Origin of the sequence: Agrobacterium salinitolerans (genome assembly GCF_027498475.1) — a bacterium.
In the GTDB taxonomy this organism is placed as follows: domain Bacteria; phylum Pseudomonadota; class Alphaproteobacteria; order Rhizobiales; family Rhizobiaceae; genus Agrobacterium; species Agrobacterium salinitolerans.
Genome location: NZ_JAPZLN010000003.1, coordinates 536019 through 549659 on the forward strand (window position 1 = coordinate 536019; position 13641 = coordinate 549659).

At 58.6% G+C, this 13641-nt stretch carries 13 protein-coding genes; 9 read left to right on the forward strand and 4 right to left on the reverse strand.

The genetic code is table 11. The features are described from left to right. Positions 1-20: 20 nt before the first annotated feature. From O9X91_RS14600 to O9X91_RS14615, 4 genes are all read left to right on the forward strand, one after another. Positions 21-1379, forward strand: coding sequence for an esterase-like activity of phytase family protein (locus O9X91_RS14600; RefSeq protein ID WP_269833214.1), 1359 nt, complete (start codon positions 21-23; stop codon positions 1377-1379). A gap of 239 nt (positions 1380-1618) precedes the next feature. Next, positions 1619-1966, forward strand: a complete 348-nt coding sequence (locus tag O9X91_RS14605; RefSeq protein ID WP_077982532.1) for a YunG family protein — start codon at positions 1619-1621, stop codon at positions 1964-1966. A gap of 182 nt (positions 1967-2148) precedes the next feature. Next, positions 2149-2496, forward strand: a complete 348-nt coding sequence (locus O9X91_RS14610) for a hypothetical protein (protein ID WP_217004561.1) — start codon at positions 2149-2151, stop codon at positions 2494-2496. Between the two features lie 148 nt (positions 2497-2644). Then, entirely contained in the window at positions 2645-3277 is a 633-nt protein-coding gene (locus tag O9X91_RS14615; RefSeq protein WP_077982534.1) for a DapH/DapD/GlmU-related protein, read from the forward strand. A 47-nt stretch (positions 3278-3324) separates the two neighbouring features. Here the strand turns inward: O9X91_RS14615 and ppx are convergent, their stop codons facing one another. The 4 genes from ppx to O9X91_RS14635 form a co-directional block, all read right to left on the reverse strand. After that, complete coding sequence (gene ppx / locus O9X91_RS14620) at positions 3325-4848, reverse strand: exopolyphosphatase (protein WP_269833213.1); 1524 nt, start codon at positions 4846-4848, stop codon at positions 3325-3327. Then, on the reverse strand, positions 4845-7043 hold the full coding sequence (locus tag O9X91_RS14625) for an RNA degradosome polyphosphate kinase (protein WP_077982968.1): 2199 nt from the start codon (positions 7041-7043) through the stop codon (positions 4845-4847). The genes ppx and O9X91_RS14625 overlap by 4 nt, the downstream gene beginning before the upstream one ends. Positions 7044-7144: 101 nt before the next feature. After that, entirely contained in the window at positions 7145-7873 is a 729-nt protein-coding gene (gene hdaA, locus O9X91_RS14630; protein ID WP_077982536.1) for a DnaA regulatory inactivator HdaA, read from the reverse strand. 2 nt (positions 7874-7875) lie between these two features. Then, positions 7876-9033 (reverse strand): AI-2E family transporter, encoded by a 1158-nt coding sequence (locus tag O9X91_RS14635; protein WP_077982969.1) that lies wholly within the window; start codon positions 9031-9033, stop codon positions 7876-7878. A gap of 240 nt (positions 9034-9273) precedes the next feature. Here O9X91_RS14635 and O9X91_RS14640 point away from each other — a divergent pair, with 240 nt between their 5' ends. From O9X91_RS14640 to O9X91_RS14660, 5 genes are all read left to right on the forward strand, one after another. Next, positions 9274-10068 (forward strand): class I SAM-dependent DNA methyltransferase, encoded by a 795-nt coding sequence (locus O9X91_RS14640; RefSeq protein ID WP_142912541.1) that lies wholly within the window; start codon positions 9274-9276, stop codon positions 10066-10068. A gap of 123 nt (positions 10069-10191) precedes the next feature. Beyond that, complete coding sequence (purM, locus tag O9X91_RS14645; RefSeq protein ID WP_269833212.1) at positions 10192-11265, forward strand: phosphoribosylformylglycinamidine cyclo-ligase; 1074 nt, start codon at positions 10192-10194, stop codon at positions 11263-11265. Beyond that, on the forward strand, positions 11262-11936 hold the full coding sequence (purN, locus tag O9X91_RS14650) for a phosphoribosylglycinamide formyltransferase (RefSeq protein WP_077982539.1): 675 nt from the start codon (positions 11262-11264) through the stop codon (positions 11934-11936). Before purM ends, purN begins: the two co-directional genes overlap by 4 nt. Before the next feature lie 131 nt (positions 11937-12067). Beyond that, positions 12068-13003, forward strand: coding sequence for an omptin family outer membrane protease (locus tag O9X91_RS14655; RefSeq protein WP_269833258.1), 936 nt, complete (start codon positions 12068-12070; stop codon positions 13001-13003). A gap of 224 nt (positions 13004-13227) precedes the next feature. Further along, complete coding sequence (locus O9X91_RS14660) at positions 13228-13614, forward strand: hypothetical protein (RefSeq protein WP_269824212.1); 387 nt, start codon at positions 13228-13230, stop codon at positions 13612-13614. Positions 13615-13641 lie beyond the last annotated feature (27 nt).

A 13641-nucleotide genomic window follows, 5' to 3' on the forward strand; every position in this document is an offset into this window, starting at 1 on the left:
TATTGAGAGGGGTCTCCATCATGAAGCACATTCTTTTTGCGTCCTGCGCCATCCTTGCACTCGCCTCCATCTCGCAAGCCGCCGAACAGGAGTTCCCGGCAAAGCTGGTCTCTCACGCCATCCTGCCGGCAAACACCATCATCCCGGCGCCCACGGACGCGCCTGAGCACCTCAAGACCTCCGCCAAGTTCACCACCGCCGACCGCAAGCGCGCGGAAGGTCTCGGCACCGTACCCGGCAAGGACGGCGTGCGCCTGACCGGCCTTTCCATGCCGTTCAACGGCCAGCCGATGCAGGGTTTTTCCGGCATCAAGGCGATGCCGGACGGCAGCTTCTGGAGCCTTTCCGACAACGGTTTCGGTTCCAAGTTGAATTCCAGCGACGCCATGCTGATGCTTCACCATCTGAAGTTCGATTGGGACGCCGGAAAGGTCAATGCGCTTGAAACCGTGTTCCTTTCCGATCCTGACATGAAGGCGCCCTTTCCCATCGTTCTGGAAGGCTCGAGCACGCGTTACCTGACGGGCGCGGATTTCGACGTTGAATCCATTCAGCCGGTTGCCGATGGTTTCTGGGTCGGCGAGGAATTCGGTCCCTACATCCTGAAATTCACCCGCGACGGTAAGCTGACCGACGTCATCTCTACCAAGGCCGGCGACATCGAGGTGAAGTCTCCAGATCATCCCGCCCTTGCCCTGCCTGGCAACCCGACGCAGAAAATGCCCGCTTTCAACCTGAAGCGTTCAGGCGGTTATGAGGGCATGGCGCTCTCCAAGGACGGCTCGAAGCTCTACGGCCTGCTGGAAGGCCCGCTTTACACAGCCGACGGCCAGGTGGAAAAAACCGACGACGGCGCGACCGCGCTGCGCATCGTCGAACTCGACACCGCCAAGAAGGAATGGACCGGCCGCAGCTGGCTTTATCCCCTGGCGGAAGGCGGCGAGGCAATCGGCGACTTCAACATGCTGGATGACGCGACCGCCCTCGTCATCGAGCGCGACAACGGCGCCGGCACCGCCGACAAGGCCTGCGCCGACCCCAAGGCTCCAGCTGCGGACTGCTTCGCCCGCCCTGCCAAGCTGAAGCGCATCTACAAGATCGAATTCAACGACGCCAATGTCGGCAAGTCCACCCGCAAGATCGGCTATATAGACCTGATGAAGATCTCCGACCCGGACAACAAGAAGCGTCAGGGCGGCGGCAACGGCTATTACGACATGCCTTTCGTCACCATCGAGAATGTCGACCGTGTCGATGCCAACCATATCATCGTCGGCAACGACAACAACCTGCCCTTCTCGGCCGGTCGGGCTCTGGACAAGGCTGACGACAACGAATTCGTCCTGCTGGAGGTCAAGGACCTGCTGGGCGCAAAGTAAGACGAAGGCTGCTGTCACTTGCTTTGACGGCTGCGAATGATCCCGACGGAGCGCCCGGCAGACACAAATGTCTGCTTGGTGCTCCGTTGCTATTTTCCAGAGCTAGAGCAACTCCGGTGAACGCCGGCTCATCTCCATGGCTCTAACTCTTTGTTTTTGCGCATTTTCAGACGTAAACCGAGCGCACTTCTGCTGAAAATGCTTTAACCGAAACATACGTATGGAAAAGAAGACGTTTCATGCAGGACCATGCAGAAAGACTTTATTACGCCCTGAAGAAGAGTTGGTCGGGCGAGACGAGCGGCTTCTGGTCGCGGGAAAACCCCGCCAAGGGCCAAGGCAGCGTCACCGCGCTGGTGGTGCAGGATATTCTTGGCGGCGAACTCGCCAAAACCGCCGTCAGCGGCACCGAGCATTTTTACAATATCGTTGAAGGCACGCGCTGGGATTTCACGTTTAGCCAGTTCGATGTTCCGGTCGGCTATCAGGACAGGCTTGCCAGCCGCACCGAAGCCATGGCGACAATAACGCCGTTGCAATATGCCTATCTCAGCGCCTGCATCCGCAAGGCGCTCGGGCACGGCTGAGCCGTTTGCAAAGCAACACCAGCCCATTGCCGTTTCGATCCGCGCATCGCGGCACGGTGGTCAACCAGTGTGTCGCGTGTGTCGCGTTTCAGGACCATGATTGCAATCTTTCCCGCAAAGCGGACACAATCCATGCGATAATATCGCCAGCAAAATGGTTGCACCGACAGGAGAGACATTCGATGAGTGAGAGTTGCCCGGTTCTGACACCGGCTGAGCGGCAAGTTCAGGACATATTGGTGCGGACGGAAGCAGCGATGATGGCATCCGTTCATGCAGCACTCGAACATGCCAGCAAAGAGGTCACTGAGGCGTTCCGGGCCGTTGGTTCCGACATGCAGCCACCGCCCCACGATTATTTTGCCGCTGTCGCCCATCAGCAGCTCTTCCTGATGTTATGCGGGGCCGACCCGAAAACCTTCGAGGGCGGCGACCCCGACATCGCCGGCCACCTTATCCGGAACGCGCAAAACATATCCGACCACTACTGGAAGAAAACGCCTGCCGCGGCAGATGTCCCTGGCAAGTGATACGCTCGGCGTAAGACAGGGCTTCGCGGCACGCGGCGGCACGCGCGATCTGCGTTTCAGAAGGATGCCCGGCCGGACACCTTTTGCCATTCCACGTCACAGCACCTTCATCATCACCGGTTAAGCAGGCGCAAATTCGGAGGCTGGAATGGATTCGACCGCACAGATCAAGCGCCCGAAAATCGCAGAGACCGTCATCCATGCGACGGCGAGCATAAGAGATTCCAATATCGGCGAATGCTGCGAAATTCTGGCTGACACCGCCCTGCACAATGCCGACCTCGGCAATTACTCCTACCTTGGACCCCGTTGCATGGTCGGCGATGCAACGATCGGAAAATTCTGTGCCATCGCCGCAGAGGTCAGGATAGGCGCTCCGAACCATCCCATGGACCGGCCATCCATGCACCGTTTCAGCTATTGCCCTGAATATTATTCTGCGGATGCCGTGCGCGATGGCGCCTTTTTCGAGCGGCGCAAGGCGGATCGCGCCATCATCGGTCACGATGTCTGGATCGGTCACGGCGTTATCGTCTTGCCAGGTGTCACGGTTGGAGACGGCGCAGTGCTCGCCGCCGGCGCGGTCGTCACCAAAGATGTGCCGCCCTACACCATCGTCGGCGGCGTTCCCGCGAAGATCATTCGCGAACGATTTTCGCGATCCATCGCGGAAAAGCTGTCTTCAATCGCATGGTGGGACTGGCCATTCGAAACAATCATGGCGCGGCTTTCCGACTTTCAGTCGAGCGACATAGAAGCATTTTGCGAGCGCTGGTCATAGCGTACACAAGAACCGTTCCTGTCACAAAACGGAAACATCGCCGTTCGTTACTCGAACACGAAGGCCAGCCGCTTGCCCGTCAGCTTCGCCAATTGCTGCAGGCGGCCATCCAGTCGCTCGCCGGCGAAATCGCAATAATCGTGCGGCACGACGAATTCCATATCGAGATCGGGGTTGCCGGATTTGCGAAATTTCAGGTGGTCGACGACGCCCGGCATCGAGGCCGAGAAGAGGTAAACGACGCGGAGTAGGCCGCCCAGCAGCTTGCCGAGTTCCTGCAACCGGTCTCCCGCCATAGCGGCGAGCGGCTGTGTGGTGCCGTTGTCGTTCAGACCTTCGAAGCGATAATAATTGGCGAGCGCAATATAGGCGCGGCCGGGATGGGTGATCGCCACGAAGGAGGAATGGGCGATGATGTTGAGCGCCTGCAACCCGCGATAATCGGGATGGGCACGCCAGCTGATATCGGCCAGCAGGCAGGCCGCCTGCCGGTAGCGGCTTTCTTCTTCCGTCTCGTCAACACCGAATACAGGAAAGGTGCGACCGCTCCAATCCGCCAGTTCCCGCGCATGTTCGGGAGAACGGGCACGCAAAATGGCAAGCTCATCTGCCGCGACAAGCAGCGGATCAGAATTCCGCTCTTCTTCCGTCAGCAGCGAATAAAGATACCCTTCACGCACGCCCTGCGCGGAGAAGGCGATCTTGGCCGGCTTCATCGCTCTCAGAACTTCCCGCATGGCGATGGCACCGAAGGGAAGAAGCGAGCGGCGGTTCTTGGAAACCGCCTGCCAGGCCGGATCCTTGCTATCCCGGGAGACGATGACTTCTTCCAGAAAATTCAGCATTTCCGCCAGCGGCAATTCATATCCCTGCATCATGTGCAGCGGATAGCCCGATATCTCCATGTGCAGCTTGGCGATGTTTCGCCATGTGCCGCCCACCGCGTAAAAGGTGCGCCCCTCACCCGCCGCCAGAAGTTTGGCGAAGGATTTGACGTGTTTTCTCGCAATCGTCGCCGCTTTTTCCAACGAACCGTCCGACTGCTCCGACAGCCGCAGACCGCCGAGCGGCAGGGTGATGCCCTCGCCGCAGTTCTTACCCTTGATGTCGATGAGTTCGAGCGAACCGCCGCCGAGGTCGCCGGCGATACCGTCTGGATCATGGAAACCGCTGATCACGCCATAGGCGGAATAAAGCGCTTCCTTTTCACCCGACAGGACCTCAATCTCGCAGCCGAGAATGGCTTCGGCTTCACGGATGAAATCCGGGCCGTTTTCCGCTTCACGCGCTGCCGCTGTCGCCAGCACATAAAGCTGTTGCGCCTGGGCCTGCTCGGAAAGCGCATGGAAGCGCCTCAGCGCCATCAAAGCGCGGGTAACGCCCTCCTCATGCATGCGCCCCGTCAGCGCCAGTCCTTTGCCAAGGCCGCACAGGACCTTCTCGTTGAACAGAACGGCGGGCGCGCGGGAAAGACCTTCATATACGACGAGACGAACGGAGTTCGAACCAATATCTATGACGGAAACGGGGGCGAGGCCGGTCAGCCGCCCCTGTGCTTCTGATCGAGTCATTCAGCCTGTTTCTTGCGGGACGAAATCAACCCGGCAATCAATTTGGGCGCACTGGATTTCAAGGCTTCACCACGTCCGGAAAGGCTGGGATTGGTCATGAAATAGTGCTGCGCGTTGAACGGTTCTTCGCCTTTACGCACCTCGATGCGCCTCGACGTTCCGTCCGCAAGTATCTCGTAGCTCTGCTGGTTGTCAATGAGATTGCCCAGCATAATCTGTGAAAGAACCTGCTCGTGCACGGTGGGGTTGGTGAGCGGAACCAGCGTTTCCACACGGCGGTCAAGGTTGCGCGGCATCATGTCGGCCGAGCCGATATAGACCAGCGCCTTGTCGGACGGCAGGCCAAAACCATTGCCGAAGCAGAAAATGCGGCTGTGCTCGAGGAAGCGGCCGACGATGGATTTGACGCGGATATTGTCCGACAGGCCCGACACCTGCGGGCGCAGGCAGCAGATGCCGCGCACGACGAGGTCGATCTCCACGCCAGCCGCGCTGGCGCGGTAAAGCGCATCGATGATTTCAGGATCGACCAGCGAATTCATCTTCATCCAGATCGCCGCCGGCGCGCCGCGCTTGGCATGCTCGATCTCTTCGTTGATGTGCTTCACGATGCGGGCGCGCAGCGTATAGGGCGAAACGGCCAGCTTCATGCCCTCTTCCGGTTCGCCGTAACCCGTGATGAAGTTGAAGATGTTCGCCATGTCATGGGCGATCTTCGGGTTGCATGTGAAGAAGGACAGGTCGGTGTAGATCTTGGCGGTGATCGGGTGATAATTGCCGGTGCCGAGATGGCAATACGTTCTCAGCTTGCCATCCTCGCGGCGCACAACCATCGACATCTTGGCATGGGTCTTGAGTTCGATGAAGCCGAACACCACCTGCACGCCAGCGCGCTCCAGGTCGCGCGCCCAGCGGATGTTTGCTTCTTCGTCGAAACGCGCCTTCAGCTCGACCAGCGCAGTGACAGATTTGCCGGCTTCGGCTGCGTCGATCAGCGCACGAACGATCGGACTGTCGTTGGAAGTACGGTAGAGCGTCTGCTTGATGGCAAGCACTTCGGGGTCGCGCGCCGCCTGCAACAGGAACTGCACCACCACGTCGAAGCTCTCATAGGGGTGGTGAACCACCATGTCCTTTTCGCGGATGGCGGCAAGGCAATCGCCGGCATGTTCGCGCACGCGCTCCGGGAAACGCGCGTTGTAAGGTTCGAATTTCAGGTCGTCGCGCGGCGCGCGCACGATTTCCGAAATGGTGTTGAGCGCGAGAAGACCGGGCAGAACGGCGACGCGGTTATCCGGTACGCCAAGCTCATGCACCACGAACTGGCGCAGCGACTGCGGCATTTCGCTATCGGTCTCGATGCGGATGACCGAACCGCGGCGGCGGCGCTTCAGCGCGCTTTCGAAAAAGCGGACCAGATCTTCCGCCTCTTCCTCCACCTCGATATCGCTGTCACGGATGATACGGAACGTGCCAAAGCCCCGGACGCTATAGCCGGGATAAAGCCGGTGGATGAACAGGCCGACCACATCTTCAAGCGTGATGTAGCGGATGGCGTTCTTGTCGTCCGGCAGGCGCACGAAACGGTCGAGCGCGGGCGGCAGACGCAGGAGCGCCGTCATCGGCTCGCGGCCGTTGACGCTGTCGAGCTGCAGGCCCATGGAAAAGCCGAGATTGGGAATGAAGGGGAACGGGTGCGCCGGGTCGATGGAGAGCGGCGTCAGAACGGGGAACATGCGTTCCTCGAACTCCGTTTCCAGCCAGATGCGGTCGGCGTCCGAAAGTGCGGCGGGGCGCACGATGAAAATTTCTTCTTTGGCGAGATATTGCTGCAAAACAGCGAGCGATGCCTGCTGCTCCATCTGCAGATTATCGATTTCCTTCAGAATATCTTCGAGCTGCTCGGCCGGCGTCTTGCCGTCAGGCGTCCTGACGGTGATCTTCTGGCGTACCTGCCCTTCAAGGCCGGCGACGCGGACCATGAAAAATTCATCGAGGTTGGCGGCCGAGATGGACAGGAAACGCAGCCGCTCAAGCAGCGGATGATCCGTGTTCAGCGTTTCCTCGAGAACGCGGCGATTGAACTGGAGCCAGGAGAATTCGCGGTTGATGAAACGCGCCGGGCTGTCCCAGAGGTTCTCGCCCTCAGCCACAGGCTGAACCTTGTTGAAGTCTTCCTGCGCGATAGCGTCCATGCCCTGTTCCGTCCCCTGACCGATTTCCGTCCCGTGATCCTGCTGCATCGCGTGATCGTCCTTCTTGCCCGTATAACAGTTTGACGACGGAACTGTGACAGTCAATCGACGTCCAGTCCGCTGCCCGCCGTTGCGTTGTCCATCGCATTGAGGACTTCCGCCACCAGCGGACGGGTAATTCTCGTTCCACGCGCGAGCGCCAGACGGTCGATCCGATCCACGATCGTCTGCGCCGTATCGAGCGAACGCTCCATTCTATTGACGATGTAACCTATGAGTTTGTCATCCATGTAAAGCTGTCGGTCGGCGAAGAGTTTCACCAGCACCTGCGCCAGCAGCCCTTCGTCCGGCTCGCCGGTTTCCACCACCGTTACCGCTTTGAGGCGCGAGCGCAGATCCGGCAGCGTCACCGGCCATGCGGCGGGCCATTGCCGGCTGGTCATCAAAAGCGTCGTGCCGTGCTGGCGAACGCTGTTGATGACATGGAAAAGTTCGGTCTCGTTAAAACCGCGCCGGTCGGCGTCCTCGAAAAGAACCGGTCCCGTTTCGGCAACACGCGCGGCATCGGAGCCAGCTTCAGGGTGAATGTCGCGCGCGTCGCTGATATTTTTCCAGATATTGGCGAGATGGGATTTGCCCGAACCCGGCGGCCCGGCCAGCACCACGACGGGCGAGCGCCAGTTCGGCCATTCATCAATAAGGCTGACGGCAGCCGCGAGCGAGGCGGAGACGAGGAGATCATCCCTGCCGGAGGCGGACTGGTGCGAGAATGCGAGCGGCAGCTGCTCGGCCTTCGACCGGGCGTTGTCGGTTTTGATTTGGTCAGTCATCGTCAGCTCTGAGAGTCGACCTTGCCGGAGGACGTTTCCCCTTCTTCAAGGGCGGGGTTTGTGTCCCAGGGAAGGTTGGCGGCATGCCCGTGGTAAAGATCGCTTTCAAGATACCGCGACAAGGCGAAGCGGACAAGCACACCGACCGCCGCCGCCGCCGGCACCGCCACGAGAAGCCCGACGAAACCGAAAAGCGCGCCGAAGGCGAAAAGGGCGAACATGAGCCAGACCGGATGCAGGCCAACGCTTTTGCCGACGAGCTTCGGCTGCAGGATATTGCCTTCGATAAACTGCCCGGAAAAGAACACGACGAGCGTCAGAAACACATAGATGTAATCCGGCCAGAACTGCACGATGGCGACGCCGACGGCAAGGATGAGGCCGACCATGGAGCCGATATAGGGAATGAAGCTGATGAGGCCGGAGAAAAGGCCGATCAGCAGGCCGAAATTCAAGCCCACCAGCGACAGGCCGACGGCATAATAAACGCCGAGAATGATGCAGAGCGACCCCTGCCCGCGCACGAAACCGGCAATGGTCTTATCCATGTCGCGGGCGATCTGGCGGACGGTATGGACATAATCGCGCGGTATCCAGCTATCGACCTTATCGATCATCCGGTCCCAGTCGAGCAACAGATAGAAGGCGACCACGGGCGTGACGACCAGCAGCGACACGACATCGACGAGCGATTTGCCGGAATTCCATATCTGCGTCAAAAGCGTGCCGATGAAACCCGCGCCTTCGGTCAAAAGCTTTGAAAAATTCTCCTTCACGGCGTCAATCTGGCTGCTCACCCAATCCGGCAGGAGATTGGTGTCGGCGCCGGCGATCAGTTGCTGCAGCGAGGAGATATATTGCGGGATGCGCGTGATGAATTCCGAGGCCTGGGCGGCGATCAGGGGAATGATGATGATGAGCGACAGCGCGAAGATCAGCACGAAGGAGACGAGAATGACGACGGTGGCCATCAGCCGGCTCAAGCCGCGCCGCTCCAGCCAGTCGGCAACCGGGTCGAGGAAATAGGCGAGCGCCATGCCCGCCACGAAAGGCAGGAGAATGGAGCTGAAGACCATCAGGAAAAGGATAAAGACGGCAAGCACGCCGATCCAGAAAAACACCTGCCGGCGCAGGCTCGTCCCGCTTACATGTGGTTGCATCCGTTCATCCTTTATCGCCGCACCGTCACCGCCCATGATGGAGATAGGATGCGCATATGCACATGGTCAAGACGGCGCTTTCACGCGCCGACAGAAGGAGACTGCCCGTACAGCAGCAAAATCCCTCATTTCCGGCCATCCCTCGCAACGGCAGGTTGACCGGCGGTAAATATTAGACAACTATCAAATATTGCCGGGAGAGCCAGCGGCGCTCTTTCGTATCCGGCGACCGGGGGCACGATGCAGAACAGCAGCGAAAATGGCATCGCGGAATATAATGCCGGTCTCTTCGATAATCCCGAAGTTGCCGAATGGTATGACAACCAGCAGCTTTACCCGGCCGAACGCATCATTCTCGATCAGTTCCGCCATGCCTATGCGGGCAAGCGGCTGCTTGACCTCGGCGTCGGCACCGGACGAACGACGAAGCCGCTTCTGCCGCTGGTGGAAGATTATATCGGCATTGACCGTTCGCAGCCGATGCTTGCGCTGGCGCGGCGCAATTTTCCCGCCGCCACGTTTCTCGACATGGATGTGCGGGCGATCGGCCAGTTCGGCGCGGAGCGTTTCGATTGCGTGCTCGGCGCGCTCGCAATTTTAAGCGCCTTCGATCATGAGGAGCGGCTTGCCATCATCCATGCCGTGCGAAGCATTCTCGCACCCGGCGGATATTTCATCTTTTCGTTTCACAATCGCGAATGGAAGCGGGCCGGCGGCATGCCGCTGCACCGACGTTCCTGGCACCCGCGCGAGGTGGTGAATTCGCTGCATCCGCAAAGCTGGATCAACTATCTGCGCCTGCAACCTTCGACACGGCGAACACCGGAATACGCCATTCTCGCGGATCAGGCGCACCGCTGGAGCGGCTTGTTTTATTTCATCGACCTTGCCGCCCAGACCCGCCAGTTGCAGGATGCGGGCTTCGAGGTGGTCGCCCGTTATGGCGAGAACGGACGACAGATCGAGAAAAATTCCGATACGTCCAATGACGGCCTGCTCAATCTCGTCTGTCGCGTCGCGCCGCAGCCATCGTGAGCACCCAATCCGGCTAGCACCGCCAAAGCCGTTAAAAACCGGAGCTTTTGCCACTCAAACCCTTGCATCAGGCCCCGTCCCGTGCGAATGGCGACGCCAAAGGAACCAGCGGAGACGAGAGCCATGAGCCAGTCGGGCAAGAACGGTCTTACCTATAGCGATGCGGGTGTGGATATCGACGCCGGCAACCTGATGGTCGAGAAGATCAAACCGGCGGTGCGCTCCACGCGGCGTCCCGGCGCGGATGGCGAAATCGGCGGCTTCGGCGGCCTGTTCGATCTGAAAGCCGCAGGTTTCACCGATCCGGTTCTGGTCGCCGCCAATGACGGAGTCGGCACCAAGCTGAAGATCGCCATCGATGCTGACTACCACGACACCGTCGGTATCGACCTCGTCGCCATGTGCGTCAACGATCTCGTCGTTCAAGGCGCGGAGCCGCTGTTCTTCCTCGATTATTTCGCCACCGGCAAACTCGACCCTGACCAGGGTGCGGCCATTGTTTCCGGCATCGCCGCCGGTTGCCGCGAATCCGGCTGTGCGCTGATCGGCGGCGAAACCGCTGAAATGCCCGGCATGTATTCCGATGGCGATTACGATCTTGCCGGTTTTGCCGTGGGTGCGGCCGAACGCGGCCAGCTTCTGCCGGCCGGCGACATTTCCGAAGGCGACGTCATTCTCGGCCTCTCCTCTTCCGGCGTTCACTCCAACGGCTTTTCGCTGGTGCGCAAGATCGTGTCGATTTCCGGTCTCGACTGGAGCGCGCCTGCCCCCTTCGCCGACGGCAAGAAGCTCGGCGAAGCGCTGCTGACACCGACCCGCATCTATGTGAAGCCGCTTTTGAAGGCGATCCGCGAAACCGGCGCACTGAAGGCGCTGGCGCACATTACCGGCGGCGGCTTTCCGGAGAATATTCCGCGCGTTCTGCCAAAGCATCTCGCCGCCGAAATCGATCTCGGCGCGATCAAGCTTCCCGCTGTCTTCTCCTGGCTCGCGAAAACCGGCGGTGTTGAAGCCAATGAAATGCTGCGCACCTTCAATTGCGGCGTCGGCATGATCGTCGTCGTTTCGGCTGAAAATGTCGAAAAGGTCACGGAGGTTCTGACCGCCGAAGGCGAAACCGTCTTCCCGCTCGGCCGCATGGTCGCCCGCGAAGAAGGAGCGCATGGCACCATCTACAAGGGCGCTCTCGGCCTATGATGAGCGCCGCCTTCCCGTCCGGCCGCAAACGCGTCGTCGTTTTCATTTCCGGCAGCGGCTCCAATATGGTGTCGCTGGCCAAGGCCTGTCAGGCGGCGGATTTTCCAGCGGAAATCGTCTGCGTGATCTCGGACAAGGCGTCTGCGGGCGGGCTGCAAAAGGCACGCGATCTCGGTATTCCGACGCTGGTCTTCGAGCGCAAGACTTATCCCAGCAAGGCCGAGCACGAAGGCGCCATTCTGGCGGCACTTGGCGAGATTGCGCCTGATATCATCTGCCTTGCCGGTTACATGCGGCTGATATCTGGGGATTTCATTGCCCCCTATGAAGGCCGCATCATCAATATCCACCCTTCCCTGCTGCCGCTTTTCCCCGGCCTGCACACCCATCAGCGTGCCATCGACAGCGGTATGAAAATTTCCGGCTGCACCGTGCATTTCGTCACCGAAGGCATGGATGAAGGCCCGACCATCGCGCAAGGCGCAGTGCCGGTGCTTTCCGACGATACGGCCGATACGCTTGCGGCACGCATTCTAACCGTCGAGCACCAGCTCTACCCACTGGCGTTGAAGCGGCTTGCCGAAGGCAAGGTTCGAATGGAAGACAGCAAGACTATATTCGCTGACGACGAGATTAAATCCGAACCTCAAAGCCTGATATCCGTCTTGTAACTTATTTATTACTAAATTACAAAATTCTTAATATTGTAATTTATGCCGAATAAACCGATTATTTACCATAATCATCTTTAATGGCATCAACGGCCTTTCATTTCAGGCTCTCCGGTCATTCAGGAGCGATTATGCCATTTTCGAGATTTTCACTGCCGCTCTCGGCCGCCTTGGCCATCAGCACGACCGTGCCAGCAATGGCGGAACCGGGCGGCATTACCGCCTCGCTGGATGCAGGCGTTCTTAACATCAAGGCCACCGAGACTCTCTACAGCGGAAGCCATAAAAACAGTCAACTCGACTGGAAAACGACGAATGCTATGGCCCTGCGCGGATCGCTCGGCCTGGAGCTCTCGCCCGACTGGCGGATCAAGACGGAAGGGCGAATCGGCTTTGCCGGTGACGGCTACATGACCGATTATGACTGGCTGTATCCTTATTATAAAGATACGTCCAAGGAAGGATGGAGCCACCGCTCGCAGCATGGTGACACCCGACTTGATCACTACCTGACCGGAAGCATCGAACTGAACAGAACTCTCCTGGAGGACCCGCTGCAACATCTCAGCGCGGGTATAGGCTTTCGTTACACAGACGTACAATGGTCGTCATATGGCGGGAGTTACATCTATAGCTCGCGCGGCTTTCGAAATTACGTCGGGGATTTTGGCAACGGTGAAAAGGCGATTACCTACCGGCAGCAAATCCCCGTATTTTACGGCAACCTGACCGGCGGACGCAAATTCGGCAACTGGTCGCTGAACGCCGGAGTGGAAGGGGGCGCAATGGTCTATGCCAAGGCAACCGACGACCATTGGATGCGCTCCATCCGCTTCACCGATAAATTCGATATTGGCGGCATGGTCGGGGCAAAAGCTGGCATCGCTTATGACCTGACCGAGAATGCCTCCATCTATCTGGATGGTGCTTACGAATATACGAGCTTCGGCAGGGGTGACAAAACCGCGACATCCTTCGGAAGCGGCAGCGGTACGGTTTATAGCAATGCCGGCGGCGGCGACATGCAGTCGCTTTTCGTGGGAATGGGCGTCAAGGGACGGTTCTAGCATGCGGTAACTTTGAGACGGAAGCGCAGCATAGGGCGCTCGCCGATGGTCAGCGGACATCACCGCATATTGGTGAGACGCACGCCGTATCGTCGCCCCCATGAAAAGCCGCGTTCGGGCGATGATTGACCTCTTGTTTTCATCGGCGTTACTTTATAGTTGCTAAGTAATCTGTTTCAGAAATTATTATTCAAGTTATTCTCACTAAAAAAATTTGGCGATTTATGATGAAATCAATTTGTATTGTTTCCGCTTTTTACGTGACAGCATTCTCCATCTCCTCCGCGATGCTGGCTCCGGTATTTGCAGCCGAGAAATTTGCGACCAAGGCTGAATTCATCACAGCCACCGCCGGAAAGACGCTCACAACGAAGACCAAGAAAGGTGATACTTTTACGGCTACTTATGACGCCAATGGCAAGGGCAAGTTTTCCATCGAAGGCAAAACCTCGGGCGACCTCAGTTGGACGTTCAAGAACGATACCTTGTGTTCCGAATTCAAGTCGATGAAATTCAAGGAATGCAACAAAGTCGTCGTGGGCAGTGGAACGGAACTGAAATTTCTGGACGCGAAGACCGGTAGCCTCAACAACACTTACAGCGTTAAATAGGCTAACTTGTCCGCATCTTTAAGGGTC

Coding starts and splice junctions, on each gene's coding strand:
- O9X91_RS14635 (WP_077982969.1), bottom strand. CDS start 9,033: ATGCAACCACATGTAAGCGGGACGAGCCTGCGCCGGCAGGTGTTTTTC.
- O9X91_RS14615 (WP_077982534.1), top strand. CDS start 2,645: ATGGATTCGACCGCACAGATCAAGCGCCCGAAAATCGCAGAGACCGTC.
- purN (WP_077982539.1), top strand. CDS start 11,262: ATGATGAGCGCCGCCTTCCCGTCCGGCCGCAAACGCGTCGTCGTTTTC.
- hdaA (WP_077982536.1), bottom strand. CDS start 7,873: ATGACTGACCAAATCAAAACCGACAACGCCCGGTCGAAGGCCGAGCAG.
- O9X91_RS14625 (WP_077982968.1), bottom strand. CDS start 7,043: ATGGACGCTATCGCGCAGGAAGACTTCAACAAGGTTCAGCCTGTGGCT.
- O9X91_RS14605 (WP_077982532.1), top strand. CDS start 1,619: ATGCAGGACCATGCAGAAAGACTTTATTACGCCCTGAAGAAGAGTTGG.
- ppx (WP_269833213.1), bottom strand. CDS start 4,848: ATGACTCGATCAGAAGCACAGGGGCGGCTGACCGGCCTCGCCCCCGTT.
- O9X91_RS14600 (WP_269833214.1), top strand. CDS start 21: ATGAAGCACATTCTTTTTGCGTCCTGCGCCATCCTTGCACTCGCCTCC.
- O9X91_RS14655 (WP_269833258.1), top strand. CDS start 12,068: ATGCCATTTTCGAGATTTTCACTGCCGCTCTCGGCCGCCTTGGCCATC.
- O9X91_RS14610 (WP_217004561.1), top strand. CDS start 2,149: ATGAGTGAGAGTTGCCCGGTTCTGACACCGGCTGAGCGGCAAGTTCAG.
- O9X91_RS14660 (WP_269824212.1), top strand. CDS start 13,228: ATGATGAAATCAATTTGTATTGTTTCCGCTTTTTACGTGACAGCATTC.
- O9X91_RS14640 (WP_142912541.1), top strand. CDS start 9,274: ATGCAGAACAGCAGCGAAAATGGCATCGCGGAATATAATGCCGGTCTC.
- purM (WP_269833212.1), top strand. CDS start 10,192: ATGAGCCAGTCGGGCAAGAACGGTCTTACCTATAGCGATGCGGGTGTG.